Annotated in this window: 26 protein-coding genes; 17 read left to right on the forward strand and 9 right to left on the reverse strand. The window is 55.8% G+C overall.

What is annotated here, in order from left to right; all coding sequences use genetic code 11:
- Window positions 1-27: 27 nt before the first annotated feature.
- Window positions 28-1,092, reverse strand: a complete 1,065-nt coding sequence (gene ulaG / locus HII27_RS17730; protein ID WP_185669105.1) for an L-ascorbate 6-phosphate lactonase — start codon at window positions 1,090-1,092, stop codon at window positions 28-30.
- Between the two features lie 362 nt (window positions 1,093-1,454).
- Here ulaG and ulaA point away from each other — a divergent pair, with 362 nt between their 5' ends.
- The 6 genes from ulaA to HII27_RS17760 are packed head-to-tail and all read left to right on the forward strand — an operon-like array spanning window position 1,455 to window position 5,864.
- Window positions 1,455-2,855, forward strand: a complete 1,401-nt coding sequence (ulaA, locus tag HII27_RS17735; RefSeq protein WP_185669106.1) for a PTS ascorbate transporter subunit IIC — start codon at window positions 1,455-1,457, stop codon at window positions 2,853-2,855.
- 12 nt (window positions 2,856-2,867) lie between these two features.
- Window positions 2,868-3,173 (forward strand): PTS ascorbate transporter subunit IIB, encoded by a 306-nt coding sequence (ulaB, locus tag HII27_RS17740; RefSeq protein ID WP_185669107.1) that lies wholly within the window; start codon window positions 2,868-2,870, stop codon window positions 3,171-3,173.
- Between the two features lie 9 nt (window positions 3,174-3,182).
- Complete coding sequence (gene ulaC, locus HII27_RS17745) at window positions 3,183-3,653, forward strand: PTS ascorbate transporter subunit IIA (protein WP_185669108.1); 471 nt, start codon at window positions 3,183-3,185, stop codon at window positions 3,651-3,653.
- A 13-nt stretch (window positions 3,654-3,666) separates the two neighbouring features.
- Window positions 3,667-4,317: a 3-keto-L-gulonate-6-phosphate decarboxylase UlaD gene (ulaD, locus tag HII27_RS17750; protein ID WP_185669109.1), complete on the forward strand. Its 651-nt coding sequence runs from the start codon at window positions 3,667-3,669 to the stop codon at window positions 4,315-4,317.
- A gap of 9 nt (window positions 4,318-4,326) precedes the next feature.
- Window positions 4,327-5,181, forward strand: coding sequence for an L-ribulose-5-phosphate 3-epimerase (locus tag HII27_RS17755; protein WP_185669110.1), 855 nt, complete (start codon window positions 4,327-4,329; stop codon window positions 5,179-5,181).
- On the forward strand, window positions 5,181-5,864 hold the full coding sequence (locus HII27_RS17760) for an L-ribulose-5-phosphate 4-epimerase (RefSeq protein WP_185669111.1): 684 nt from the start codon (window positions 5,181-5,183) through the stop codon (window positions 5,862-5,864). Before HII27_RS17755 ends, HII27_RS17760 begins: the two co-directional genes overlap by 1 nt.
- Before the next feature lie 125 nt (window positions 5,865-5,989).
- Here the strand turns inward: HII27_RS17760 and HII27_RS17765 are convergent, their stop codons facing one another.
- Complete coding sequence (locus HII27_RS17765; protein WP_185669112.1) at window positions 5,990-6,265, reverse strand: YdgH/BhsA/McbA family protein; 276 nt, start codon at window positions 6,263-6,265, stop codon at window positions 5,990-5,992.
- A gap of 340 nt (window positions 6,266-6,605) precedes the next feature.
- Between HII27_RS17765 and rpsF the strand changes: the two genes are divergently transcribed.
- The 5 genes from rpsF to HII27_RS17790 all read left to right on the forward strand — a co-directional run bounded on the left by rpsF (window position 6,606) and on the right by HII27_RS17790 (window position 9,117).
- Complete coding sequence (gene rpsF / locus HII27_RS17770; RefSeq protein ID WP_035893279.1) at window positions 6,606-7,001, forward strand: 30S ribosomal protein S6; 396 nt, start codon at window positions 6,606-6,608, stop codon at window positions 6,999-7,001.
- Between the two features lie 6 nt (window positions 7,002-7,007).
- Complete coding sequence (gene priB, locus HII27_RS17775) at window positions 7,008-7,322, forward strand: primosomal replication protein N (protein ID WP_062776065.1); 315 nt, start codon at window positions 7,008-7,010, stop codon at window positions 7,320-7,322.
- A gap of 4 nt (window positions 7,323-7,326) precedes the next feature.
- Window positions 7,327-7,554 carry a 30S ribosomal protein S18 gene (rpsR, locus tag HII27_RS17780; protein ID WP_002210155.1) on the forward strand — a complete coding sequence of 76 codons (228 nt, stop codon included), beginning with the start codon at window positions 7,327-7,329 and terminating at the stop codon, window positions 7,552-7,554.
- 39 nt (window positions 7,555-7,593) lie between these two features.
- Entirely contained in the window at window positions 7,594-8,043 is a 450-nt protein-coding gene (rplI, locus tag HII27_RS17785) for a 50S ribosomal protein L9 (RefSeq protein ID WP_035893274.1), read from the forward strand.
- Between the two features lie 147 nt (window positions 8,044-8,190).
- Window positions 8,191-9,117: a DMT family transporter gene (locus HII27_RS17790; protein ID WP_185669113.1), complete on the forward strand. Its 927-nt coding sequence runs from the start codon at window positions 8,191-8,193 to the stop codon at window positions 9,115-9,117.
- Between the two features lie 52 nt (window positions 9,118-9,169).
- Here the strand turns inward: HII27_RS17790 and HII27_RS17795 are convergent, their stop codons facing one another.
- A complete protein-coding gene (locus HII27_RS17795; RefSeq protein ID WP_185669114.1) occupies window positions 9,170-9,811 on the reverse strand; it encodes a LysM-like peptidoglycan-binding domain-containing protein in 642 nt (213 codons plus the stop codon).
- Between the two features lie 210 nt (window positions 9,812-10,021).
- Between HII27_RS17795 and fklB the strand changes: the two genes are divergently transcribed.
- From fklB to nudI, 3 genes are all read left to right on the forward strand, one after another.
- Window positions 10,022-10,642 (forward strand): FKBP-type peptidyl-prolyl cis-trans isomerase, encoded by a 621-nt coding sequence (gene fklB, locus HII27_RS17800; protein WP_035893271.1) that lies wholly within the window; start codon window positions 10,022-10,024, stop codon window positions 10,640-10,642.
- 302 nt (window positions 10,643-10,944) lie between these two features.
- Window positions 10,945-12,351, forward strand: coding sequence for a D-serine/D-alanine/glycine transporter (cycA, locus tag HII27_RS17805; protein WP_185669115.1), 1,407 nt, complete (start codon window positions 10,945-10,947; stop codon window positions 12,349-12,351).
- 220 nt (window positions 12,352-12,571) lie between these two features.
- Complete coding sequence (gene nudI, locus HII27_RS17810; RefSeq protein WP_185669116.1) at window positions 12,572-12,997, forward strand: nucleoside triphosphatase NudI; 426 nt, start codon at window positions 12,572-12,574, stop codon at window positions 12,995-12,997.
- A 38-nt stretch (window positions 12,998-13,035) separates the two neighbouring features.
- On the opposite strand, the gene ytfE is transcribed toward nudI, so the two are convergent.
- Complete coding sequence (ytfE, locus tag HII27_RS17815; protein ID WP_185669117.1) at window positions 13,036-13,698, reverse strand: iron-sulfur cluster repair protein YtfE; 663 nt, start codon at window positions 13,696-13,698, stop codon at window positions 13,036-13,038.
- Between the two features lie 231 nt (window positions 13,699-13,929).
- On the opposite strand from ytfE, the gene HII27_RS17820 reads away from it, so the two are divergent.
- Entirely contained in the window at window positions 13,930-15,579 is a 1,650-nt protein-coding gene (locus tag HII27_RS17820) for a methyl-accepting chemotaxis protein (RefSeq protein WP_185669118.1), read from the forward strand.
- A gap of 3 nt (window positions 15,580-15,582) precedes the next feature.
- On the opposite strand, the gene HII27_RS17825 is transcribed toward HII27_RS17820, so the two are convergent.
- From HII27_RS17825 to HII27_RS17835, 3 genes are all read right to left on the reverse strand, one after another.
- Window positions 15,583-16,548, reverse strand: a complete 966-nt coding sequence (locus HII27_RS17825; RefSeq protein ID WP_185669172.1) for a DMT family transporter — start codon at window positions 16,546-16,548, stop codon at window positions 15,583-15,585.
- A gap of 76 nt (window positions 16,549-16,624) precedes the next feature.
- A complete protein-coding gene (locus tag HII27_RS17830) occupies window positions 16,625-17,449 on the reverse strand; it encodes an AraC family transcriptional regulator (protein ID WP_185669119.1) in 825 nt (274 codons plus the stop codon).
- An 81-nt stretch (window positions 17,450-17,530) separates the two neighbouring features.
- Window positions 17,531-18,379 carry an SDR family oxidoreductase gene (locus tag HII27_RS17835; RefSeq protein WP_185669120.1) on the reverse strand — a complete coding sequence of 283 codons (849 nt, stop codon included), beginning with the start codon at window positions 18,377-18,379 and terminating at the stop codon, window positions 17,531-17,533.
- Between the two features lie 84 nt (window positions 18,380-18,463).
- Between HII27_RS17835 and HII27_RS17840 the strand changes: the two genes are divergently transcribed.
- The gene (locus HII27_RS17840; protein WP_185669121.1) at window positions 18,464-18,850 is read left to right on the forward strand and encodes a winged helix-turn-helix transcriptional regulator; all 387 of its coding nucleotides are present in this window, start codon (window positions 18,464-18,466) and stop codon (window positions 18,848-18,850) included.
- 68 nt (window positions 18,851-18,918) lie between these two features.
- On the opposite strand, the gene HII27_RS17845 is transcribed toward HII27_RS17840, so the two are convergent.
- Window positions 18,919-20,862: a bifunctional 2',3'-cyclic-nucleotide 2'-phosphodiesterase/3'-nucleotidase gene (locus tag HII27_RS17845; RefSeq protein WP_185669122.1), complete on the reverse strand. Its 1,944-nt coding sequence runs from the start codon at window positions 20,860-20,862 to the stop codon at window positions 18,919-18,921.
- A gap of 212 nt (window positions 20,863-21,074) precedes the next feature.
- On the opposite strand from HII27_RS17845, the gene cysQ reads away from it, so the two are divergent.
- Window positions 21,075-21,821 carry a 3'(2'),5'-bisphosphate nucleotidase CysQ gene (gene cysQ, locus HII27_RS17850; protein ID WP_185669123.1) on the forward strand — a complete coding sequence of 249 codons (747 nt, stop codon included), beginning with the start codon at window positions 21,075-21,077 and terminating at the stop codon, window positions 21,819-21,821.
- Here the strand turns inward: cysQ and HII27_RS17855 are convergent.
- A complete protein-coding gene (locus tag HII27_RS17855) occupies window positions 21,818-22,372 on the reverse strand; it encodes a YtfJ family protein (RefSeq protein ID WP_185669124.1) in 555 nt (184 codons plus the stop codon). The two genes, cysQ and HII27_RS17855, sit on opposite strands and share 4 nt — an antisense overlap.
- Window positions 22,373-22,474 lie beyond the last annotated feature (102 nt).

Consider the following 22,474-nt stretch of genomic DNA (forward strand, 5'->3'; position numbering starts at 1 on the left):
CCCCCCCCCGACGCCGGGAATGTGCAATTATAAGAACGATTTAAACGGCAGATCCGGCTCAATGGTAAAGCAATCGTCGAAGCCACGCGGATAGTGATATTCGAAATTATCTTTATCCAGCGGCCAGGTAAACTTGCCGCCAACCTGCCAGATAAACGGCTTAAATCCGTATTTCAGACGGTCTTTTTTCATCTCCCACAGCACGCGAATTTCCTGCGGATCGGCCTGGAAGTTTGACCAGATATCGTGGTGGAAAGGGATCACCACTTTGGTGTTCAGCGCTTCGGCCATACGCAGCATATCGGCGCTGGTCATTTTGTCGGTGATCCCGCGCGGGTTCTCGCCGTAGGAGCCCAGCGCGACGTCGATATGGTGCTCGTTACCGTGCTTGGCGTAGTAGTTGGAGTAGTGGGAGTCACCGCTGTGATACAGGGTGCCGCCCGGCGTTTTGAACAGGTAGTTTACGGCGCGGGCGTCCATACCGTCCGGCAGTACGCCAGCGGCTTTTTGATCGGCAGGTAGCGTAATCAGCGCAGTGCGGTCAAAGGCATCAAGCGCATGAATTTCAATATCTTTTACCTTCACCACGTCACCCGGTTTCACCACGATGCAGCGCTCTTTTGGCACGCCCCAGCCCACCCACAGATCGACGCAGGTTTGTGGCCCGATAAATGGCACGTCGTCCGCGCAGTTCTGCATAACAGCGGCCGCCACGTTCACGTCGATATGATCGTTATGATCGTGGGTCGCCAGCACGGCATCGATCTGACGAATGGCAAACGGATCCAGCACAAACGGCGTGGTGCGCAGATTCGGCTGTAATTTTTTTACCCCCGCCATGCGCTGCATCTGATGACCCTGCTTCATTAGCGGGTTGCCGTGGCTCTGTTTCCCCGTACCACACCAGAAATCGACGCAGACGTTGGTGCTGCCCTCTGATTTCAGCCAGATACCGGTGCAGCCCAGCCACCACATCGCAAAAGTGCCCGGCGCGACCTGCTCCTGCTCGATCTCTTCATTCAGCCAGCTGCCCCACTCTGGGAAGGTGCTCAGGATCCAGGATTCTCGCGAGATGGTCTCAACTTTACTCATCGTGTTTTCCTCTTAAATCGTCATAAATAATCATACTGTGATTTGTTATGATTGATGTTGTCACCGTTTTTTCATTATTGCAATGATGTTTTTTGACGTGTGAGAGGGCGATCTCAATGGCTGGTAACCATAAATCAATAATTGTTAACCTATGTTTTATTATTACATAATTGATTTAATTGAATTAATTTAATGTTTTTTGAATGGTTATTAATTCCATCCTTTAAGTGTGCTTATTATTGCGGTGCGCGTCACATTTAATCAAATTGCATCTTGTTGTGATTATTTTTGATTATTAGAGTGTGTCACACCACCGCTGAGCAGGGTTGCTGGTTCAGCCACTTCATTTATCGGAGAGCGTTATGGAGATCCTCTACAACATCTTTACCGTCTTTTTTAATCAGGTGATGACCAACGCCCCGCTGCTGCTGGGTATCGTGACCTGTCTTGGCTATATCCTGCTGCGTAAAAGCGTCAGCGTGATTATCAAAGGCACTATCAAAACGATTATCGGTTTTATGCTGCTGCAGGCGGGGTCCGGCATCCTGACCAGCACCTTCAAACCGGTGGTGGCAAAGATGTCCGAGGTCTACGGCATCAACGGTGCCATCTCTGATACCTACGCCTCAATGATGGCAACCATCGAACGCATGGGTGATGCCTATAGCTGGGTGGGATATGCGGTGCTGTTAGCGTTGGCGCTGAACATCTGCTACGTACTGCTGCGGCGTATTACGGGGATCCGCACCATCATGCTCACCGGGCACATCATGTTCCAGCAGGCCGGGTTGATTGCGGTGTTCTTCTATATCTGCGGCTACTCGATGTGGACCACCATTATCTGCACCGCGGTGCTGGTGTCGCTCTACTGGGGCATTACCTCCAACATGATGTACAAGCCGACCCAGGAAGTGACGGATAACTGCGGCTTCTCCATCGGTCACCAGCAGCAATTTGCTTCATGGATTGCCTACAAGGTTGCGCCGTTCCTCGGTAAAAAAGAGGAGAGCGTGGAGGATCTGAAGCTGCCGGGCTGGCTCAATATCTTCCATGACAACATTGTCTCCACCGCCATCGTGATGACGGTCTTCTTCGGCGCGATTCTGCTGTCGTTTGGTCTGGACGTGGTGCAGGCGATGGCCGGTAAAACCCACTGGACCATCTACATTCTGCAAACCGGCTTCTCGTTTGCGGTGGCGATTTTCATCATCACCCAGGGCGTACGTATGTTCGTCGCCGAGCTGTCCGAAGCCTTCAACGGTATCTCTCAGCGTCTGATCCCCGGTGCCGTCCTGGCGATTGACTGCGCCGCCATCTATAGCTTCGCGCCAAACGCCGTTGTATGGGGCTTTATGTGGGGCACCATCGGCCAGTTGATTGCCGTGGGCATTCTGGTCGGCTGCGGCTCTTCCATCCTGATTATTCCTGGCTTTATCCCGATGTTCTTCTCCAACGCCACCATCGGCGTCTTTGCCAACCACTTCGGCGGCTGGCGCGCGGCGCTCAAGATTTGTCTGGTGATGGGGATGATCGAAATCTTCGGCTGCGTATGGGCGGTGAAACTGACCGGTATGAGCGCCTGGATGGGGATGGCCGACTGGTCAATTCTGGCACCGCCGATGATGCAGGGCTTTGCCTCCATCGGGCTGATTTTCATGGCCGTCATTATCGTGATTGCCCTGGCTTATATGTTCTTCGCTGGCCGCACCCTGCGTGCCGAAGAAGATGCGGAAAAACAAATGGCAGAAGTTTCTGCTCACTAAGGAGTGTTGATTATGACCGTACGTATCCTGGCTGTATGTGGTTGTGGGCAAGGCAGCTCCATGATTATGAAGATGAAAGTCGACCAGTTCCTCAAAGAGCAGGGTGTTGATCACACGGTGAACAGTTGTGCGGTAGGCGAGTACAAAAGCGAGCTGAGCGGGGCCGACATCATTATCGCCTCCACCCACGTGGCGAGCGAAATCACCGTCTCCGGCAACAAATACGTGGTGGGCGTACGCAATATGCTCTCGGCGGCCGATTTTGGTCCGAAGCTGATGGAAGTCATCAGCGCGCATTTCCCGAAAGACGTGAAGTAAGGACAACCTATGAAGCTACGTGATTCATTGGCGGAGAATAAATCCATCCGCCTGCAGGCGGAAGCCAATAGCTGGCAGGAGGCGGTCAAAGTGGGCGTGGATCTGCTGGTGGAGGCTGGTGTGGTAGAGCCGCGCTACTTCCAGGCGATTCTGGATGGCGTTGAGCGCTTCGGCCCGTACTTCGTTATTGCCCCAGGTCTGGCGATGCCGCATGGCCGCCCTGAAGAAGGGGTGAAGAAAAACGGTTTTGCATTAGTCACCCTGAAAACCCCGATGGTGTTTAACCACGAAGACAACGACCCGGTCGATATTCTCATCACCCTGGCGGCGGTCGATGCTCGCACCCATCAGGAAGAGGGCATCATGCAGATCGTCAATCTGTTTGAAGATGAAGCCAATTTCGACCGTTTACGCGCCTGCCGCACCGAGCAGGAAGTGCTGGATTTAATCGATAGCGCCACCCTGGCGGCGACAGCTTAAGAAGGAATTGAATATGTCATTACCGATGTTGCAGGTTGCGCTGGATAACCAGACGCTGTCCCACGCCTACGAAACCACCCGTCTGATTGCGGAAGAGGTTGATATCATTGAAGTCGGCACCATTCTTTGCGTTGGCGAAGGGGTGCGCGCGGTGCGCGACCTTAAGGCGCTGTACCCGCATAAAATCGTGCTGGCCGACGCCAAAATTGCCGATGCGGGCAAAATCCTCTCCCGTATGTGTTTTGAAGCTAATGCTGACTGGGTCACCGTCATCTGCTGTGCGGATATCAACACCGCCAAGGGCGCGCTGGACGTGGCAAAAGAGTTTAACGGCGACGTGCAGATTGAACTGACCGGCTACTGGACCTGGGAGCAGGCCAAAGAGTGGCGTGATGCGGGCATTCAGCAGGTGGTCTATCACCGCAGCCGCGATGCGCAGGCAGCCGGTGTGGCGTGGGGCGAGGCGGATATCAGCGCTATAAAACGTCTGGCAGAGATGGGCTTTAAAGTGACCGTCACCGGTGGGCTGGCGCTGGAAGATCTGCCGCTATTCGCGGGCATACCTATTCACGTCTTTATTGCCGGTCGTAGCATTCGTGATGCCGCGTCCCCGGTGGAAGCAGCGCGTCAGTTCAAGCGCTCTATTGCGCAGCTTTGGGGCTAAGGAGCGGTTATGTTGTCGAAACAGACACCGCTTGGCATCTATGAAAAAGCGCTCCCTGCCGGGGAGTGCTGGCTGGAGCGCCTGCGTCTGGCAAAAGCGCTGGGCTTTGATTTCGTTGAAATGTCGGTGGATGAAACCGACGAGCGCCTGTCGCGCCTCGACTGGAGCCGCGAGCAGCGCCTGGCATTGGTAAGCGCAATTGCGGAAACCGGCGTGCGGGTGCCGTCGATGTGCCTGAGCGCCCATCGTCGCTTCCCGCTGGGCTGTGAAGATGACGACGTTCGCAACCAGGGGCTGGAGATTATGCGTAAAGCTATCCGCTTCGCGCAGGATATCGGCATTCGGGTGATTCAACTGGCGGGGTACGACGTCTATTACCAACAGGCGAATGACGAAACGCGTCGGCGTTTTCGCGACGGCCTGAAGGAGAGCGTTGAAATGGCCAGCCGCGCGCAGGTCACGCTGGCGATGGAGATCATGGATTACCCACTGATGAACTCCATCAGTAAGGCGCTCGGTTATGCGCACTACCTGAATAACCCGTGGTTCCAGCTTTATCCGGACATCGGCAACCTGTCGGCGTGGGATAACGACGTGCAGATGGAACTGCAGGCCGGGATAGGGCATATCGTCGCCGTGCACGTGAAAGACACCAAACCCGGCGTCTTTAAAAACGTTCCCTTTGGTGAAGGCGTTGTCGATTTCGAACGTTGCTTTGAAACGCTGCGCGAGAGCGGCTACTGCGGCCCATATCTGATTGAGATGTGGAGTGAAACCTCGGACGACCCGGCGGGTGAAGTGGCAAAAGCGCGCGATTGGGTGAAGGCCAGAATGGCCCGCGCCGGGCTGGTGGAGGCGGCATAATGCAAAAGCTAAAACAGCAGGTGTTTGATGCCAATATGGATTTGCCGCGCTATGGTCTGGTGACCTTTACCTGGGGCAACGTCAGCGCTATCGACCGCGAACGCGGCCGGGTGGTGATTAAGCCCAGCGGGGTGGCGTATGAGACCATGACCGTGGATGACATGGTCGTTGTGGATATGGACGGCAACGTGGTTGAAGGGCGCTATCGCCCTTCTTCCGACACCGCGACGCACCTGGCCATGTATCGCCGCTACCCGTCTCTTGGCGGCGTAGTGCATACCCATTCTACGCATGCGACCGCGTGGGCGCAGGCTGGCCTGGCGATCCCCGCGCTCGGCACGACCCATGCGGACTATTTCTTTGGCGATATTCCCTGTACCCGGGCGTTAACCGAAGCTGAAGTGCAGGGCGAATATGAGCTGAACACCGGCAAGGTGATCATCGAGACGCTGGGTGACGTTGAGCCATTGCATACGCCGGGAATTGTGGTGTATCAGCATGGCCCGTTTGCCTGGGGGAAAGACGCGCACGACGCGGTGCATAACGCGGTGGTGATGGAAGAGGTGGCAAGAATGGCGTGGATCGCGCGCGGTATCAACCCGGCGCTTAGCCCGATCGACCGCTACCTGATGAACAAACACTTTATGCGTAAGCATGGCCCGAACGCTTATTACGGGCAGTGATCGTTAACCTAAAAATTGTGCTCCGGGATTTGTACGCCTTCGGGATGTTACTGGTCTGATTCCGGGGCCTTTTTACGGCAGGCGTTCTTCGCCCTCAGTGCGGGGGCGAAGAACGAAGCACGGGATTAGCGATACAGCGCAGCGCTCGCGTGGATCAAACCGTTGCTTCCGGGCTCATGTATCAGGATGGGCTGAAAATATTTCGCCCCCTGAGCATCGCTCTCCTGACTGAGCGCCTGGTCGGCCTCTTGCTCAGTGGCGATATTATGGTTGATATAGATAACCCCCAGGCTCTGAACATCGTCCATGTTACGTGCCTGATGGCCATCGATCTTAATGGCAGCCTGTGCGCTGGCGCTTGCCAGTAACACAGCCATTGCGGCAATGACGATAGATTTCATACTCGACTCCTTACTGACAGTCCTGGCGATAACGCGGGGGCTCTCCTCTTGCTGTGGTTGACTACTGACTTAATTGTAATCGGTCTTTGGCAAGTGTATGGCGACCTTTTCTGATGCTGTTGTTCAAAAAATTGCCGCATTCGGGGCTGTTTAATTTTAAATCACTGACTTAGGTCGACTTTGCGTTTTGTGTGAATTTTTTGCGCAATCAGCTTGAGTTTCCCGGGGCTGGCAAGTATTATTACGCGTCATTTTTCAGCCGACCTTTAACACGTTCCTTGCCTCCATGGGCCTCGGCTGACCCAGACAGGAGGCTGAATAATCCGTAAGGAGCAATTCGATGCGTCATTACGAAATCGTTTTTATGGTCCATCCTGACCAGAGCGAACAGGTTCCGGGTATGATCGAGCGCTACACTGGTGCAATCACTGCAGCAGAAGGCACGATCCACCGTCTGGAAGACTGGGGCCGCCGTCAGCTGGCTTACCCGATCAACAAACTGCACAAAGCTCACTACGTTCTGCTGAACGTTGAAGCGCCGCAGGAAGTGATCGATGAGCTGGAAACTAACTTCCGCTTCAACGATGCCGTTATCCGCAGCATGGTTATGCGTACTAAGCACGCTGTTACCGAAGCGTCTCCGATGGTTAAAGCGAAAGACGAGCGTCGTGAACGTCGCGATGATTTCGCAAACGAAACCTCAGATGATGCTGAAGCTGGGGATTCTGAAGAGTAATTTCTGATGACCAATCGTCTGGTGTTATCCGGCACAGTGTGCAGAACACCGCTTCGCAAGGTCAGCCCATCAGGAATTCCTCATTGCCAGTTCGTGCTTGAGCATCGTTCTGTGCAGGAGGAAGCCGGTTTTCACCGGCAGGCGTGGTGCCAAATGCCCGTTATTATTAGCGGACACGAAAACCAGGCCATTACTCACAGTATAACGGTCGGCAGTGCAGTCACTGTTCAGGGTTTTATCTGTTGCCACAAAGCAAAGAATGGCCTGAGCAAAATGGTTCTGCATGCCGAGCAGATTGAATTGATAGATTCTGGAGACTAGCCATATGGCACGTTATTTCCGTCGTCGCAAGTTCTGCCGTTTCACCGCGGAAGGCGTTGTTGAGATCGATTACAAAGACATCGCAACGTTGAAAAACTACATTACCGAAAGCGGTAAAATTGTCCCGAGCCGTATCACCGGTACTCGTGCAAAATACCAGCGTCAGCTGGCTCGCTGCATCAAGCGCGCTCGCTACCTGTCCCTGCTGCCGTATACCGATCGTCATCAGTAATCGGCCGCCGTCTATTAACGACTTTAAGAGGATAAGGTAATGCAAGTTATTCTGCTTGATAAAGTAGCAAACCTGGGCACCCTGGGTGATCAAGTTAACGTTAAAGCGGGCTACGCTCGTAACTTCCTGGTACCACAGGGCAAAGCTGTTCCTGCTACCAAGAAAAACGTTGAATTCTTCGAAGCACGTCGTGCAGAACTGGAAGCCAAACTGGCTGACGTTCTGGGCGCTGCAGAAGCTCGTGCTGCACAGATCGTAGCACTGGAATCAGTAACCATCGCGTCTAAAGCAGGCGACGAAGGTAAACTGTTCGGTTCCATCGGTACTCGCGACATCGCTGATGCAGTTACTGCAGCTGGCGTTAAAGTTGCGAAGAGCGAAGTTCGCCTGCCGAACGGCGTTCTGCGTACTGTTGGCGAGCACGAAGTGGACTTCCAGGTTCACAGCGAAGTATTCGCTAAAGTTATCATCAACGTTGTTGCTGCTTAATCAGCAACCCACGTTTTGGTAACAACAAACCGCCGGCCTTGTGCCGGCGTTTTGCTTTTTAGACCTCCCCACTTTTCGACTGGCTATCTTTCATCCTTTTCGCGATAATCAAAAAATTAAAACAATATTTTAATTTTTGGTGAAAGAATGGAAACTCTGCGCCAGCATCCTCTGTTTTCCCGTAAAAACATCGTCTATCTCTGTGCCGCATTCTGCTGTCTGCTGTGGGGAAGCGCCTACCCGGCGATTAAGAGCGGGTATGAGCTGTTTCAGATCGCCGCCGATGATATCCCGACTAAAATCGTCTTTGCCGGCTACCGCTTCCTGTTTGCCGGGCTGATACTGCTGCTGCTGGCGATGGCGCAGCGCAAGCCGGTGGCGCGCCTGAGCGCACGGCAGTTCGGTCAGCTGACCCTGCTAGGGCTGACGCAGACTTCGCTGCAGTACATCTTCTTTTACATTGGCCTTGCCTTCACCACCGGGGTGAAAGGGTCAATCATGAACGCTACCGGCACCTTCTTTAGCGTGCTGCTGGCGCACTTTATCTACCAGAACGACCGACTGAGCTATAACAAGACGCTGGGCTGTATTCTCGGCTTTGCCGGGGTGATGGCGGTGAACTTCAATAGCGGGCTGCTGGACTTCAACTTTAGCCTGGGCGATGGCTCGGTGGTGCTGGCGGCGTTTATCCTGTCGGCAGCGTCGCTGTACGGAAAACGCATCTCCCAAACGGTAGACCCGACGGTGATGACCGGCTACCAGCTGGCGTTGGGTGGCCTGGCGCTGGTGGTCGGCGGCTATCTGAGCGGCGGCACGCTGACCTTCCACGGTTTCTCATCGGTGGCGATTCTTGGCTATCTGACGCTGCTCTCGTCGGTCGCCTTTGCGCTGTGGAGCATTCTGCTCAAGTACAACCGCGTGGGAATGATTGCGCCGTTTAACTTCCTGATCCCGGTATCGGGCTCGGTGCTGTCGGCGATTTTCCTCGGGGAAAATATTCTCGAGTGGAAATACGCGCTGGCGCTGGTGCTGGTCTGTTCGGGGATTTGGTGGGTCAATAAAGTTAAAAAGTAGCCCGGCCGGGCGAAGCGACGCCGGGGAGACTCGGCGTCGCGATCAAGATGTGTTAACGCGCGCGAATAAAGCTGCCGTCCGGCTGGCGGGTAAACAGCACCTGGCCGTTGTCGGACTCAATGGTTAACCCGGTTACCACGCCGTTGGCGTTCTTACGAATCTGTACCTTCTGACCATTCTTTAAATTGCTAAGCGGTTTACCCGTACCTTCGACCTGCGCCATGGCATATACGTCCGTTGGCGGCAGATTGTTGTCACGGAACAGCTGCGCCAGCGTTTTACCGGCTTCTACCTGATAGGTATGCCATTCGTTGCTGCTGCGGCTCTCCTGATACGGCTGAGTGCGCGACGGCGCAGCCTGCTGTTCGCTCGGCTGCTCTTCCTGCACCGGTTCCGGCGCGACAGGGGCAACCTGATCGAGATCGTTAGATGGCGTCACCAACTGGGCGTGAAGCGGCTGGGCGTCCGGCTGCGGCGTTTGCGACTGCGACTGGAAATCCAGCTGAGCGGAACGCGTGACCTGCGCCGGTGGGCTGTCGTCAGCGGAAGGCAGCAGGAAGCCGACAATAATAGCCAGTGCAGCAACAATCACGCCGCGACGGTGGGCAGGCGGCAGCGGGTCCAGGATGCGAAGATCGTCCGGCGCGTGCCAGATTTTCACCAGCAAAGGTTTTATTTCAAATCTCCCGGGCATGGCTCTCCTCCTGCTCCGTGTCGATGCTATCCAGTATAGATGGCTAACTGCCTGATGAACGTGGCAAAGCGCATTTTCATCATATCCTATAGGGCATCTGAATGGTTTCTTTTTCCCGGGAATTTGTCATCTTTCCTGACACAAAGTTTTACCCTGTGCGGCGTGGCTGCTATGCTGCCCGCTACTTTATACCCGAAGAAAGGAAAGACGATGGCCACCCCGACTTTTGACACTATTGAAGCACAGGCAAGCTACGGTATCGGCCTGCAGGTAGGGCAGCAGCTGAGCGAGTCCGGTTTGCAGGGTTTACTGCCGGAAGCACTGGTTGCCGGTATCGCTGATGCGCTGGAAGGCAAACAGCCTGCCGTGCCGGTAGACGTTGTTCATCGTGCGCTGCGTGAAATCCACGAACGTGCTGATGCCGTGCGTCGTGAACGTTTTGCGGCGATGGCCGAAGACGGCGTGAAATATCTGGAAGAAAACCGTGAGAAAGAAGGCGTAAACAGCACCGAATCCGGCCTGCAGTTCCGCGTTCTGACCCAAGGCGAAGGCGCAATCCCAGCGCGTACCGATCACGTTCGCGTGCACTACACCGGTAAGCTGATTGACGGCACCGTATTCGACAGCTCCGTCGCGCGCGGCGAGCCAGCTGAATTCCCGGTTAACGGCGTTATCGCTGGCTGGATTGAAGCACTGACCCTGATGCCGGTTGGCTCTAAGTGGGAACTGACTATCCCTCATAGCCTGGCCTACGGCGAGCGTGGCGCGGGTGCTTCCATCCCTCCGTTCAGCACCCTGGTCTTCGAAGTCGAGTTACTGGAAATCCTGTAATCCTCGCACTTATCCTCTCTCCGTCCGGGGAGGGGATACAAACTCCTGAAGTTAGATATATGTTGGGATTTAATCTTGCAAATACAGCAATTGCGTGTATTTTTGTGAGCTGTTTCCCATAGGTGAGGTGATATAACACTCACTTTAAACATAAAATTAACATTATATTTAAATCATAGTATTCATCCCTCCGATTCTTACCTAATATCGAGACATCCTATAGATAGGATCGTCTTGCATGACGACATAAAGGGCCAGTAGAGCCCGCACAACACAGACAGAAACAACAGGAAGAAAAATACATGGTTGATCAGATCAAAGTCGCTGCTGCCGCTGAGCAGGAGCCGGCTGAACAATCGCTACGGCGAAACCTCACAAACCGACATATTCAGCTAATTGCCATCGGCGGCGCCATCGGTACCGGGCTGTTTATGGGATCGGGCAAAACTATCAGTCTCGCTGGGCCATCGATCATCTTCGTTTATATGATCATCGGCTTTATGCTTTTCTTCGTGATGCGTGCGATGGGTGAGCTGCTGCTCTCCAACCTCGAGTACAAATCGTTCAGCGACTTTGCCGCAGACCTGCTTGGCCCATGGGCTGGGTATTTTACCGGCTGGACCTACTGGTTCTGCTGGGTGGTGACCGGGATGGCGGACGTCGTCGCCATCACCGCCTACGCGCAGTTCTGGTTCCCCGGACTCTCTGACTGGGTGGCCTCGCTGGCGGTGGTAGTCCTGCTGCTGAGCCTGAACCTCGCCACCGTGAAGATGTTCGGTGAGATGGAGTTCTGGTTTGCGATGATCAAAATCGTCGCCATCGTGGCGCTGATTATCGTCGGCCTGGTGATGGTGCTGATGCACTTCAAATCACCGACCGGCGTAGAAGCGTCGTTCGCTCACCTGTGGAACGACGGTGGCTGGTTCCCGAAAGGCATCAGCGGCTTCTTTGCGGGCTTCCAGATAGCCGTCTTCGCTTTCGTGGGGATTGAGCTGGTCGGTACCACCGCGGCGGAAACCAAAGATCCTGAGAAATCCCTGCCACGCGCGATTAACTCCATTCCAATCCGTATCATCATGTTCTACGTGTTTGCGCTGATTGTGATTATGTCCGTGACCCCGTGGAGCTCGGTTGTACCAAACAAGAGCCCGTTCGTTGAGCTGTTCATGCTGGTCGGGCTGCCGGCGGCGGCGAGCATCATCAACTTCGTGGTGCTGACCTCTGCGACCTCTTCTGCCAACAGCGGCGTGTTCTCTACCAGCCGTATGCTGTTCGGCCTGGCGCAGGACGGCGTGGCACCAAGCCTGTTCGCCAAGCTCTCTAAGCGTGCGGTACCGGCAAAAGGGCTGACCTTCTCCTGTATCTGCCTGCTGGGCGGCGTGGTGATGCTGATGGTGAACCCAAGCGTGATCGCGGCCTTCACCATGATCACCACCGTGTCGGCGATTCTGTTTATGTTCGTCTGGACGATTATCCTGTGCTCTTACCTGGTATACCGTAAGCAGCGTCCACACCTGCATGAAAAATCCATCTACAAAATGCCGCTGGGCAAAGTGATGTGCTGGGTCTGCATGGCGTTCTTCGCCTTCGTTCTGGTACTGCTGACCCTGGAAGCGGACACCCGTGAAGCGCTGATGGTGACGCCAATCTGGTTCATCGTGCTGGGGCTGGGTTGGATGTTCCTGCGTAAGAACAAGCTGGCTAAGTAAGCGAATTTCGCCCCTCACCCCGACCCTCTCCCCAGAGGGTCGAGGGGAAAAACCGCACCGAACGGTCCCCTCTCCCCTTTGGGGAGAGGGTTAGGGTGAGGGGGAAGCAACACAAAGCGCCCATCGTGGCGCTTTCTTTGTTTTTGAGCCCCGCCTCGTAGTCCCCCTTTTCTTAACGTGCTACTTTCCCCGCCACAAACGAAAAGCGTATGGAGATGAAATGCGTCAGAGAACGATTGTCTGCCCGGTGATTCAAAACGAGGGCGAATACCTGCTGTGTAAAATGGCCGATGACCGTGGTGTTTTCCCCGGGCAGTGGGCGATTTCCGGCGGTGGTATGGAGCCAGGCGAAACCATGGAAGAAGCGCTGAGACGCGAGATTGGTGAAGAGCTGGGAGAGGCGCTGGAGATTACTGAGGTGAAGCCGTGGACCTTCCGTGATGACGTGCGGGTAAAAACCTACGCCGATGGAACGACCGAGCAGATCTACATGATTTATCTCATCTTCGACTGCGTGAGCGCCAACCGGGATATTACTTTCAACGAGGAGTTTCAGGCGGTCGCGTGGGTGAAACCCGAAGCGCTGGCCAGTATGGACCTTAACGTGGCGACGCGGGAAACCTTCCGCCAGAAAGGACTGCTGTAATAGAAAACGCCTCCCGCAAGGGGAGGCGCGTAGTCATCTTATTCGCCTTTGAGCGCGCGCGGGAACAGCACGTTATTCTCGAGGCTGATGTGCTCCATCAGGTCATCGATCATCTCGTTGATGCCGTTGTACATCGCCTTCCAGGTGGTGCAGGCTTCCGGTGGAATAGTGACGTTCTGGGTGGTGTGCTTGATCACTTCCAGCAGTTCACCTGCCTCGTCATGCTCGCTTTCCATCACGCTGATTGGCCCCATCGCCTGGCTGCCCATGCCTTGTTTGATCATCGGGAACAGAATCTGCTCCTCTTTCATCATGTGGCTGGAAAGCTCCTGATGCAGCATGGTCAGGTATTTCGCCAGGCCTTTTGGCACGTTCGGTTTGTCGGCATGCACACGTTCGACTTTTGTGGCTTGTAGAATCAGCTCTGGCAGCTGTTCGCGGTGACGGTCGTGGTAACGCACGATGATGTGGTCGATGATTTCGGCCAGCGGTGCTACGCGCCAATCTTTTTCCACCGGCTGCTCGGCCAGTTTTGCCAGCTCAGCTTCAATCACGGCAACGTCGAGCTCTTTGCGGTCCGCCGCACGGGCCAGCGTCTGCTTACCGCCGCAGCAGTAATCCATATCGTATTTACGGAACAGCGCGGATGCGCGTGGGATGGAGAGCGCCAGCTCGCCTAATGGTTGGTCGCGAAAGGCCATTGCAGTTACCTCGTCATCAATAATATAAGATGTATTTTAAATGCATCTTTAAGTTGAGGATATACCCCTTTGTAGGGAGGGGGAATTCAGTGATGGTTGTCACAAAAATTTATTACGCTTTAACGTGCTGAATCTTATTGATAATGACGCTGGTAAGACCTGAATCGATTAAACAAGCGCGTGGCGCTGCCGATAGTGAGACTTCAGACCACCTGCACTTAAAGGCAAAAGATGTTTAAAAGAATAAAAGTGATTACCGTCCTGATTGTCGTACTGGTCGCGCTGGGCGCGATGCAGCTGATTTCGGCGGGCGTGTTTGTACGCGCGCTGAATAACGACAAGCAGAATTTTACCGTCTCACAGCTCTCCAGCCAGAACGTGGCGGAGTTTACCGATGCATGGATTAGCCTCAACCAGGCGCGCGTGACCCTTAACCGCGGCATGCTGCGTCTGCAGGGTACCATGGCGAGCAGCGTTAACGGCGGCGAACTGAAAACGCTGGTGGATACGGCCAACAATTTGCTGGCCGATGCGAAACGTCATTACGACACCTATTACGCTTTACCGGAAACACCGGGCATGGACGGCCACCTGTCAGACAGCCTTGAGAAACAGTACGGCATCTACTCCGCAACGCTCGCCCGCATGAATGAACTGCTGGCGGAAGGCAAGCTGGAAGAGATGTTCAAGCAAAACGCTGAGCAAAAACAGCAGGCGATGCAGGCGGTGTATCAGGACTGGCGTGCGGCGCAGGCAACGCTGACCAGCGCCGGGGTGAAACAAAATGAGAGCGACTACGTGCGGATTTTGTGGAGCCTTGGGGTCATGCTGGCAGTGGCGCTGGCGGTTATTGTGGTGAGCTGGGTGGCGATGCAGCGCGTGCTGCTCAAGCCGCTGCATAAAGTGATGGATCACATTCGTCACATTGCCGAAGGCGACCTGACCAACGATATTAATACCGAAGGCAGCAACGAAATGGCGCTGCTGGCGCGTAACGTCAACGACATGCAGCAGTCGCTGGCGAAGACCGTCGGCGTGGTGCGTGAAGGCGCTGACACCATCTACACCGGCGCAGGTGAAATCTCTGCTGGCAGTAACGATCTCTCTTCCCGTACCGAACAGCAGGCGGCCTCGCTGGAACAGACCGCTGCCAGCATGGAACAGCTGACCGCGACGGTGAAGCAGAACGCCGACAACGCGCGTCAGGCCACCCAACTGGCGCAGAACGCGTCTGAAACCGCGCAGAAGGGCGGTAACGTCGTCGACGGCGTGGTGCGTACGATGGACGAGATTGCCGCCAGCTCCAGCAAAATCGCTCAGATCACCAACGTCATTGATGGCATTGCCTTCCAGACCAACATTCTGGCGCTGAACGCGGCGGTAGAAGCGGCGCGAGCTGGAGAGCAGGGTCGCGGCTTTGCCGTGGTTGCCGGTGAAGTGCGTACGCTGGCCCAGCGCAGCGCGCAGGCCGCGAAAGAGATTAAAGGGCTGATTGATGACTCGGGCAACCGCGTCAGCGCCGGCTCTGCGCTGGTGCACGAAGCGGGTGAAACGATGGCGGAGATCGTCAACGCCGTCACTCGCGTCAGCGACATCATGGGTGAAATCGCTTCCGCCTCTGATGAGCAAAGCCGCGGTATTGACCAGGTCGGCCAGGCCGTTGCTGAGATGGACCGCGTTACTCAGCAGAACGCCTCGCTGGTGGAAGAGTCCGCCAGCGCCGCATCAGCGCTGGAAGAGCAGGCGGCGCGCCTGAATGAGACGGTGGCGGTCTTTAAAATCTCCCGCCAGCAGTCGATGCAGAAAGCGCCGATGAAAAAAGCCTTCGTGCCAACGGCGAAAGCTGCGCCGCTCAACGAAGCGAACTGGGAAACCTTCTAAGCCTCAGACCTCAGAGACCGGCACCACCGCCGGTTTCTGCGGTTTTGATCGCACCGCAATCACCACGCCTATCACCAGCAGCGCAATCCCGCTCAGCGTCAGCATCGGTGGCATTTCCTGGCGCAGCAGGAAGGTGTACAGCAGCCCCGCCAGCGTTTCAAAGACAATCAACGGCCCAAGGATCACCGTCGGCAGCCGTTGGCTCGCGACGTTCCAGCACAGCGCTCCCACCCACGAACAGAGCACGGCGATGGCAATCATCAACCCAATAAACACCGTTGGCCGTGGGCCGAAAGGCAGCGCAAACTCCGGCGTCTGGGCGTTCAACCACAGACAGGCCGCGACGTATCCGATAACGGAAACCGGCAGCGTGACCAGCGCCTGCGCGGTGGCCCACATCAGCGGCGGCTGGTGCGGATTCTCCCGCAGCCAGCGGGCGTTACGCAGGGCATACCACGCCCAGCACACCACCGACACGCTCGCCAGCGCAATCCCGGAGCCGTAGCGCCAGCCGCTGAAATCCGGCAGCCCCTGACGCAGCTCGGCGATATTCACGCACAGCAGGCCGATGCCAATCAGCACCAGCGCGGGCATCAGCCGCATCCACGACAGCTTACCGTCGCGCTGACTATAGAGCAGGTTGGCGAAAATCGGGATTACCACCGGCAGGGTAGCGATGATCATCGTTGAAACCGGCGCCCCGGTGCGCTGAATGGCGCTGGCAAGGCAGACGTAATAGATAAGGTTGCCGACCATCGTCAGCCCCAGCGCTGTCCACCAGTCCTGACGCGTAAGCTGACGCAGACGCGCCCGGCCGAGCCACGCCAGCGGCAGGGCAATCAGCCCCAGCGCCAGATAGCGCCCCATTGACTGCAATACCGCCGGGTAATCCGGCACGATTAACGGCCCGACAAAAATAAGCCCCCACATCAAACCCGCTAACAGGGCATACAGCACACCGCTAATCATCATGATTTCCACTTCTGTTGAACATGCTGAAAAGTGTAGGAGGGGAAAGCAGCGCCGTATTGTATGAGATTGCTGATTAGCGACGGACAACCTGTTTTTGGTAGCGCACCGGCGTAATGCCGTAGCGCTGAGTAAACGCGCGGGTCAGGTGCGACTGGTCGGTCAGCCCGGTGGCGGCGGCAACCTCAGCGGCGGGCATGCCGTGGGTGAGAAACTCTTTGGCGCGCCATAAACGTACGGCCATCAGCATCTGGTGCGGTGTGACGTGGAAGTGGGCTTTGAACTGGCGCTGGAAGTGCCACGGACTCAGCGCCGCGACGTTCGCCAGCTCGTCGAGGGTAATCGGGTGCATGTAGTTGTCGTAGAGATAGTCGCGCACGTGGGCAAAGCGGTGCGCCCCTTCAGCCAGCACCGGCGCATGGCAGGCCAGCGGCTGGAAGGTGTCGATCATATCCAGCAGCAGCCCTTTTTGCGCGAGCGGGTCGTCGGTATGCCAGAGGGCGTGGATCTGACGGCCAATCAACAGCGAGCGCTGCGGGTCGTGGCGGGTGACATCATCAAACCACCAGTGGCGAACGCCGGTGACCTCTTCAAGCAGATCGGGCTGGAGGTAAATCATCCGGTAGCGCCAGCCGTCGGCGGTTTCTGCCTCGCCGGTGTGCAGTTCGTCCGGATTCATGGTGACTACCGAGTGGACCGGTGCAACGTGCTGGGTACCGCGATAGCGAAAGCGCTCGGCACCGGCTTCAATCACGCCAATACCAAAGGCTTCGTGGGTGTGGGGTTCAAAGGCGTAGCGGGAGATATGGGCATGATAAAGCTCAACGCCCGGCACCTGCGCCAGATGGCGAAAGCGGGCGCTGTCTTTCTCATCGCTGAACTGTTCTGGTACGCCTTGCACGTGATATTTCCCCCTGGACCATTCTTTTATTATCAGAGATGGCCCGCGGGGGCGCTACCACATTTAACCGATTTTTAACGATTACAGGATGCCTTTGACGCTCTGTGCAAGCGGTGTGGTTGGGCGACCAATCAGTTTGCTCAGGGTGTGGCTGTCGTCGAACAGGCCGCCTTTGGAGGCCCCAACGTCAGAGTCCGCCAGCATGTCAGCCAAACCATCAGGCAGGCCCACGCTTTTGAGCGCGGCGGCGAAATCGGCCTGGCTCAGGTTCTGATACACCACTTTTTTACCGCTCTGTTTTGCCAGTTCGGCGGCCAGTTCACTCAGCGTCCAGCCGTGGTCCCCGGCTAGTTCGTACACTTTCCCCGCGTGGCCTTCTTCAGCAATGACGCGCGCGGCAGCAGCGGCGTAGTCTTCACGAGTTGCCGATGCGATCTTGCCTTCACCGGCGGCGCCAATAAACACGCCGTGCTCCAGCGCAGGCGGTGCGCTCGCCAGATAGTTTTCGGTATACCAGCCGTTACGCAGCAGCGCATAAGGAATGCCGGAGTCGGCCAGCATTTTCTCGGTTTCGACGTGTTCAACGTGCAGGCCCAGCGGCGATTTATCGGCGTGCAGCAGGCTGGTGTAGGCGATGAACTTCACGCCCGCCGCTTTGGCGGCGTTGATGATATTGCGGTGCTGCGGCGCGCGCTGGCCGACTTCGCTGGAGGAGATAATCAGCAGCTTATCCACGCCCTGAAGGGCTTTGGTCAGCGCCGCTTCGTCGCCGTAATCGGCCTGACGAACGACGATACCTTTCTGGCTCAGCGCTTCGGCTTTCGCCGGGTTGCGGACGACGGCAACCAGTTGGCTGGCGGCAGTGGTGTTGAGCAGGTTAGCAATGACGTGCTGGCCAAGCTGGCCGGTGGCTCCGGTAATGGCGATCATGGGTCTTCTCCTTCGTGTTCGTATGGTGTTGTGGTAAGCTATCACCATAACTAACTTTTAGTAAGTACGTACAAAAAGGTAAGTATGAAAGAAATAAATCCAACGCTGACGCAAAAGTTGCGTAACGGCAATCTGTTTGCCGAAAGCTGCCCATCACGGGACGTGCTCAAACACGTGACCAGCCGTTGGGGTGTGCTGATTCTGGTGGCGCTGCGTGAAGGCACGCATCGCTTTAGCGACCTGCGCCGCAAGATGGGTGGGGTCAGCGAAAAAATGCTCGCCCAGTCGCTGCAGGCGCTGGAGCAGGACGGTTTTATCAACCGTATCTCCTACCCGGTGGTGCCGCCGCACGTTGAGTATAGCCTGACGCCGCTGGGTGAAGAGGTGAGTGAGAAGGTGGCGGCACTGGCGGATTGGATTGAGGTGAATTTGCCGACGGTGATGGCGCAGCAGATCCCGACGTCGGCGTAAACGCCTCGGCCGGGCTACATGCCATCGTAGCCCGGCCGAGCGCAGCGACGCCGGGAAGTGCACAGGACTTACTTACTCAAATCCAACTGATAAATCGCAAACCCAATCTCATCCGTCGCCACCTGCTTCATCGGATACTGCGCTTTCTCTTTGATAAACGCCGCCGCTTTTTCTGACGGCGAGGTTTCAAAGCGGATATCAAGTTTGGTGTCGCTGTGAATCGGGGCCAGGCGCCAGTTGTTGTCCGCCGCCGGGTGAATTTCCCCGTGGTTCTTCGACTGTTCGCTAATCCACGCCGCCAGCACTGAACGGTTTTCATCCGGTGAAGCGAAAGCGATATGGCTGTCGCCGGTGCCGGCGAACTTGCCGCCGTAGGCGCGGTAGTTGTTGGTCGCGACGAGGAACGTGGCGTTCGGGTCAATCGGCTTGCCGTTAAAGGTCAGGTTCTTGATGCGCTCGGATGTCGGGTTGATGCTCTGGCATTCGCCGTCGTAGCGTGCCGGTTGGGTCACATCAACCTGATAATCGACACCGTCGATAACGTCGAAGTTGTAGGTACGGAAACCGTCCCAGTTAATCAACGACTGCGGCTTGCTGCTGTGCGGGTCAATCTGGTTGAACTGCCCGGCGGAGCACTCCAGCCACTCTTTCACCTCTTTGCCGCTGGCTTTCACCACCACCAGGGTGTTCGGGTAGAGATAGAGGTCGGCGGCATTACGGAAGGTGAGCTGGCCTTTTTCTACTTCGACGTAGCTTGCCGGATCGTTCTTACGTCCACCGACTTTGAACGGCGCGGCAGCAGAAAGCACCGGCAGTTTTGCCAGATCCGGGTCGCCCTGAATAAAGTGCTCAACGTAGGCTTTTTGCGCCATGTTCACCACCTGCACGGTCGGGTCGTCCTGCACCAGCGACAGGTAGCTGTACATATTGTCGGAAGACTTGCCGATAGGCTTGCTGACAAACTCGCGGGTGGCATCGTGATCGGCCTTCAGTGCATCAACCAACTTGTGGTCTTCTGCCGCCAGCGATTTCTTCGCTGCCGCATCGTAAATCGGGCGTGCCTGCGCCTGTGCGGAAGCTACCTGCCATTTGCCGCTGTCGTTGTTCAGCACCAGGTCAACTACGCCCAGATGGTCGCCCCACATTCCCGGCATTACCGCGGGAATGCCGTTAAGCGTGCCTTTGGCAATATCCGCCCCTTTGATGCTGGCGAAGTCTTTGCTCGGGAACACCGCGTGCGCGTGGCCAAACATAATGGCATCGACGCCCGGCACCTGGCTTAAGTAATAGACGGAGTTCTCCGCCATCGCCTGATACGGGTCAGCGGAGAGGCCGGAGTGGGCAATTACCACCACCACGTCTGCGCCGTTGGCGCGCATCTCGGGCACGTATTGACGCGCGGTTTCGGTGATGTCGTTCACCGTCACTTTGCCGCTCAGGTTGGCTTTATCCCAGGTCATGATCTGCGGTGGCACAAAGCCGATGTAGCCAATCTTCAGCGTCTGCTTGTGACCGTCTTTATCGACCACCTCAGTTTCTTTAATCAGATACGGCGTAAACAGCGGCTTTTTGGTCTTAACGTCGATGATATTGGCATTAACGTACGGGAATTTAGCGCCTGCCAGCGCTTTATGCAGGTAATCCAGACCGTAGTTGAATTCGTGGTTACCGAGGTTACCGACGCTGTAATCGAGCAGGTTCATGGCTTTATAAACCGGGTGCACATCACCCTGTTTCAGCCCTTTGGCCGCCATGTAATCGCCCATCGGGCTGCCCTGGATAACGTCACCGTTATCGACCAGTACGCTGTTTTTTACTTCATCACGAGCAGCGTTAATCAGGCTCGCGGTGCGCACCAGCCCGAATTTTTCGGTGGCGGTATCTTTGTAGTAATCAAAATCCATCATATTGCTGTGCAAATCAGTGGTTTCCATAATGCGGAGATCCACCGTTGCGGCATTTACGCTGGCAGCAATCAACGTCGCCAGAAGCGTTGCGCTAAACTTGATCATCAGAGGCATCCTTTTTTTAGATCTGAGACACAGATTTAAATGTATTTGTATTCTGTTACTTACGAGGATGTGAATCATGCCAGAAATGCGTGACAGGAAATCGGCAGCGGTTCACAGATATCCGGGACGATGATGGGAATAGCAGAATTAACGGCGATGCGATATAAATAAAACAATAAGTTAACGCCACTGTAATCTCAACGAGGTGGAGAATGTTAGAACAAGTCTGTCAGCTTGCGCGTGACGCAGGCGATGCCATTATGCAGGTGTACGACGGGAAGCTGCCGTTGGACGTCACCAGCAAGCAGGATGATTCGCCGGTTACGGCCGCCGATATCGCCGCGCACCATGTGATTATCAAAGGGCTGAAGGCACTGACGCCGGACGTGCCCATTCTCTCAGAAGAGGACCCACCGGGCTGGGACGTACGCCAGCACTGGCAGCGTTACTGGCTGGTGGATCCGCTTGACGGCACCAAAGAGTTCATCAAGCGCAACGGCGAGTTCACGGTCAATATCGCGCTGATTGAAAACGGCAAGGCGGTGCTGGGCGTGGTGTTCGCACCGGTACTCAAGGTGATGTACAGCGCGGAAAACGGCAAGGCGTGGAAAGAAGAGTGCGGCGTGCGTAAGCCGATTCAGGTGCGCGACGCGAACCCGCCGAAGGTCGTGGTGAGCCGTTCTCACTATGCCAACGATGACGAGCTGAAAGAGTATCTGCAGCAGTTGGGCGAGCACGATACCGCATCTATCGGCTCATCGCTGAAGTTCTGCCTGGTGGCGGAAGGCGAAGCGCAGCTTTACCCGCGCTTCGGGCCAACCAACATCTGGGATACCGCCGCAGGGCACGCGGTGGCCGCTGCAGCCGGTGCTCACGTCAACGACTGGCAGGGGAAAACGCTGGATTACACCCCGCGTGAATCGTTCCTGAACCCCGGCTTCCGGGTCTCTATTTTTTAATTGAGTAGCTTATGCAGCAGGGCAACCACCTGCTGCACTTCTTCCTGCGTCAGCGCCCCATCTTTGGCCCACTGAACCCGCCCCTCTTTGTCCAGCACCACAATGGCAGAACTGCCTTCATCCAGTTGCCAGGCTTTGCGCACCACTCCATCGCTGTCGACGATAAACTGTGACCACGGATAGAGCTTTTTATTGCTCTCAATACTGCTGCGCACGAACATCGACGAGCCAGGGATCGCGTCGTCCGTATTCACAATTGTGGTGGTCTGGTAACGGTCGTGCGGTAAATTCGCCGCTTTAATCGCCTCGACGAGTGTCGCATTTTTCTCTTTTGCCGATGAACGCCCGGCAATATGTTGCACCACTCTCACTTTTCCAGGCAGCTGCGCGCTATTCCAGTTTTTATAACTAAACTTATCGTTATCGAGAATCAGTTCGCCGCGATCCGCCACGCCAACCGGCGAAACACGTTGTCCATTTGTAAAGTTATGCGCGGCAGCCATTAACGGCATTAACAGGCATGAAACCGCCAGCAGGGTACGTAGGGTCATGGTTTTTCCTTTTTATATGCAGGTGATCCGACCACTTGGCCGATAGCTTTAATCATATGTGCGATCTATGGTTTTTTCCCGCAAAGGTGGTGCCAGTTTGTG

This window comes from Kluyvera sichuanensis (assembly GCF_014218705.1).
GTDB lineage: Bacteria > Pseudomonadota > Gammaproteobacteria > Enterobacterales > Enterobacteriaceae > Kluyvera > Kluyvera sichuanensis.

What these genes read in the sequence shown, in the direction of transcription:
- HII27_RS17855 (WP_185669124.1), bottom strand. Translation starts at nt 22,372, where the DNA reads ATGACCCTACGTACCCTGCTGGCGGTTTCATGCCTGTTAATGCCGTTA.
- rpsF (WP_035893279.1), top strand. Translation starts at nt 6,606, where the DNA reads ATGCGTCATTACGAAATCGTTTTTATGGTCCATCCTGACCAGAGCGAA.
- HII27_RS17760 (WP_185669111.1), top strand. Translation starts at nt 5,181, where the DNA reads ATGCAAAAGCTAAAACAGCAGGTGTTTGATGCCAATATGGATTTGCCG.
- fklB (WP_035893271.1), top strand. Translation starts at nt 10,022, where the DNA reads ATGGCCACCCCGACTTTTGACACTATTGAAGCACAGGCAAGCTACGGT.
- priB (WP_062776065.1), top strand. Translation starts at nt 7,008, where the DNA reads ATGACCAATCGTCTGGTGTTATCCGGCACAGTGTGCAGAACACCGCTT.
- rpsR (WP_002210155.1), top strand. Translation starts at nt 7,327, where the DNA reads ATGGCACGTTATTTCCGTCGTCGCAAGTTCTGCCGTTTCACCGCGGAA.
- cycA (WP_185669115.1), top strand. Translation starts at nt 10,945, where the DNA reads ATGGTTGATCAGATCAAAGTCGCTGCTGCCGCTGAGCAGGAGCCGGCT.
- ytfE (WP_185669117.1), bottom strand. Translation starts at nt 13,698, where the DNA reads ATGGCCTTTCGCGACCAACCATTAGGCGAGCTGGCGCTCTCCATCCCA.
- ulaC (WP_185669108.1), top strand. Translation starts at nt 3,183, where the DNA reads ATGAAGCTACGTGATTCATTGGCGGAGAATAAATCCATCCGCCTGCAG.
- HII27_RS17845 (WP_185669122.1), bottom strand. Translation starts at nt 20,862, where the DNA reads ATGATCAAGTTTAGCGCAACGCTTCTGGCGACGTTGATTGCTGCCAGC.
- HII27_RS17790 (WP_185669113.1), top strand. Translation starts at nt 8,191, where the DNA reads ATGGAAACTCTGCGCCAGCATCCTCTGTTTTCCCGTAAAAACATCGTC.
- HII27_RS17755 (WP_185669110.1), top strand. Translation starts at nt 4,327, where the DNA reads ATGTTGTCGAAACAGACACCGCTTGGCATCTATGAAAAAGCGCTCCCT.
- HII27_RS17820 (WP_185669118.1), top strand. Translation starts at nt 13,930, where the DNA reads ATGTTTAAAAGAATAAAAGTGATTACCGTCCTGATTGTCGTACTGGTC.
- ulaB (WP_185669107.1), top strand. Translation starts at nt 2,868, where the DNA reads ATGACCGTACGTATCCTGGCTGTATGTGGTTGTGGGCAAGGCAGCTCC.
- ulaG (WP_185669105.1), bottom strand. Translation starts at nt 1,092, where the DNA reads ATGAGTAAAGTTGAGACCATCTCGCGAGAATCCTGGATCCTGAGCACC.
- HII27_RS17835 (WP_185669120.1), bottom strand. Translation starts at nt 18,379, where the DNA reads ATGATCGCCATTACCGGAGCCACCGGCCAGCTTGGCCAGCACGTCATT.
- HII27_RS17840 (WP_185669121.1), top strand. Translation starts at nt 18,464, where the DNA reads ATGAAAGAAATAAATCCAACGCTGACGCAAAAGTTGCGTAACGGCAAT.
- ulaA (WP_185669106.1), top strand. Translation starts at nt 1,455, where the DNA reads ATGGAGATCCTCTACAACATCTTTACCGTCTTTTTTAATCAGGTGATG.
- HII27_RS17765 (WP_185669112.1), bottom strand. Translation starts at nt 6,265, where the DNA reads ATGAAATCTATCGTCATTGCCGCAATGGCTGTGTTACTGGCAAGCGCC.
- ulaD (WP_185669109.1), top strand. Translation starts at nt 3,667, where the DNA reads ATGTCATTACCGATGTTGCAGGTTGCGCTGGATAACCAGACGCTGTCC.
- nudI (WP_185669116.1), top strand. Translation starts at nt 12,572, where the DNA reads ATGCGTCAGAGAACGATTGTCTGCCCGGTGATTCAAAACGAGGGCGAA.
- cysQ (WP_185669123.1), top strand. Translation starts at nt 21,075, where the DNA reads ATGTTAGAACAAGTCTGTCAGCTTGCGCGTGACGCAGGCGATGCCATT.
- HII27_RS17825 (WP_185669172.1), bottom strand. Translation starts at nt 16,548, where the DNA reads ATGATTAGCGGTGTGCTGTATGCCCTGTTAGCGGGTTTGATGTGGGGG.
- rplI (WP_035893274.1), top strand. Translation starts at nt 7,594, where the DNA reads ATGCAAGTTATTCTGCTTGATAAAGTAGCAAACCTGGGCACCCTGGGT.
- HII27_RS17795 (WP_185669114.1), bottom strand. Translation starts at nt 9,811, where the DNA reads ATGCCCGGGAGATTTGAAATAAAACCTTTGCTGGTGAAAATCTGGCAC.